The 1,963-nt window shown below is 61.5% G+C and carries 2 protein-coding genes; both read right to left on the reverse strand.

The genetic code is table 11. From position 1 onward, the window contains the following. The coding region (locus tag FS320_RS42385; RefSeq protein WP_274597304.1) for a DNA translocase FtsK at positions 1-1,026 on the reverse strand (1,026 nt) is incomplete at its 3' end. A 580-nt stretch (positions 1,027-1,606) separates the two neighbouring features. After that, positions 1,607-1,963: hypothetical protein (locus tag FS320_RS47385; RefSeq protein WP_210252254.1), on the reverse strand; the 357-nt coding region annotated here is incomplete at its 5' end.

A 1,963-nucleotide genomic window follows, 5' to 3' on the forward strand; every position in this document is an offset into this window, starting at 1 on the left:
CACCACCGCCACGCGGGCCGAGACCGCGCTCATCGAGCGCGCGATGTCGTCGGCCAGCGAGATCACCCGCGACGACTTCGTCCCAGGCGCAGGCTCAAGCTCATACAGCGTCACAACCGGACCGGGACGAACGTTGATGATCTCGCCCTTGACGTTGAAGTCCCACAGCACGTTCTCGAGGGTCGCAGCATTCTCCTGCAACATCTCGACCGGCACCTCTGCGCTGTCCCAGATCTTCGGCTCCGCCAGAAGATCCAAGGCCGGAAGCTCGAACTCGAACGAGGCTCCCACAGGCGCGGAGACACCAACCGATACCGATGCATAGTTGTCACGGCGGAAGCTGTCATTGGCAGGGGCCGGAACGATCGGACCTTTGTTGACGCGTGGCTGCGTTACGACGGCTGCGCGCCGCGGCGGCACCTCGATGACGTCCTCATCGTCCATGAGACCCTCGGAGGCGTCCTCGTCATCCTCCCACGGCAGCACTTCGGGCTCGGCCGGAGGCGGCGCTGGAACGCGTGGCGAAGCGGCAACCGCTGGCGCTGCTTTCTTAACGATCGGAGCCCTCTCCTCTCGCTTGACCTGAACGGGCGCAGTAGCAGGGGCCGGCGCCGATGACGTCGGCAGCGTCGGATCCAGCAGATAAGTCCCCGGCTGCCACATGAAGCTATAGGATTGCTGAACGGCAGGAAGCTCATAGGGAGCAGGGCTGCTCGTTGCAGGAAGAACTGCCTGCTCGATGGCCTTCGGCGTAGCGACAGGTTCCGCAGCGACCGGCCCGTTCCTTTGAGGAGCTTCTCCTCGCGGCCTCACGGGAACGGCCCGCTTGACCTGATCCGGCGCATGAGAAGGGGTGCGGGTGAAAGCGCGTGGCGCACCGTTACCAACCTCCTGCGAGGCCGCTTTGGTCTGGAGCGCGAGCAGCCTCTCCTGGACCGCAGGAGCAGGATCGGCCGCTCGGACGGAGGCGATCTCTTTCGCCTGCCTTTCCGCAACATCCGGTGTCGATTGGGGAGTCGTCTGCATCCTGCGCTCTTTCAGAACGCGTTCGGGTGTGCGTGTGAAGCGGACATCCGGAGACATGGAAAACGATTGCTCCCAGACGTCTCCGCGGGGAGCGCCATTGGGGCCCCTATCCCGCAAAGCCCGATCCACAACGATCTCCCGGGAGCGGGAACGTTCGTCAGCCATTCTTGGCCGTGACAGCCCCTGTCTCAATCCGCGGTCGGAATCGTCCATGGATACGCTATCGATCTCCCGATGAGGTTCGAAGGAAGAGGCTTGGGACGATGCTTGGGAGGGGTCTTGAAACGACGCTTGGCGCGCCCCCGCCGCAGGAGCCTGCGCAGACCTGACAGATGGCTCTTTCTCTCCGTGGCCGTCAAATTCCGGATGTTTGTCATCTTCCCGCTTGAGAGAGCCATAACCATGGGCGGCGGAAGATGGAGACCGTCGTTTGAAATGCATTGTCTGTTATGATGTTGGGGCTGAGTCAATCAGCCCGAGAGGAGGTTCGCTCCGATTACGCCTGCCAAAGGTAAAAAGAGGATTAGGAGGCGAACGCGAAGCACGGCTGCCCGTACTTGTCCCCAGCATGACATATTGTTCACAACCCTTTAAAAACCGGGACCTCCTCCCCATATCCGTTAAGAACTAAGGCATCCCCCCACATTCCCTCCCCTGCACGCAACGAGACATTGAAGATGTCTCTTGCAATCGTCTTGGAAGCGTTTATATCGGCGCCTCCTTCCTGGTGCGGTTTGGCGCTGGGGGATTTTCGACCAGTTGGATTTCCACGGCCCCGGGGCAGCGATGTTTCGGGCGGGTCCGACTGGTGTGAGCTTTGATTTGATCTGGCTCTGGCTATGAGCGGCAAAGGTTCGGCGGGATCGTCGGCGGTGTTGCGGGCTCCTCTGGCGGTTTTTTCCAGCATGGGCTGCGGGATTTCGATCCTACGGCACGG

Source organism: Microvirga tunisiensis, assembly GCF_009296175.1.
Taxonomy (GTDB): Bacteria; Pseudomonadota; Alphaproteobacteria; order Rhizobiales; family Beijerinckiaceae; genus Microvirga; species Microvirga tunisiensis.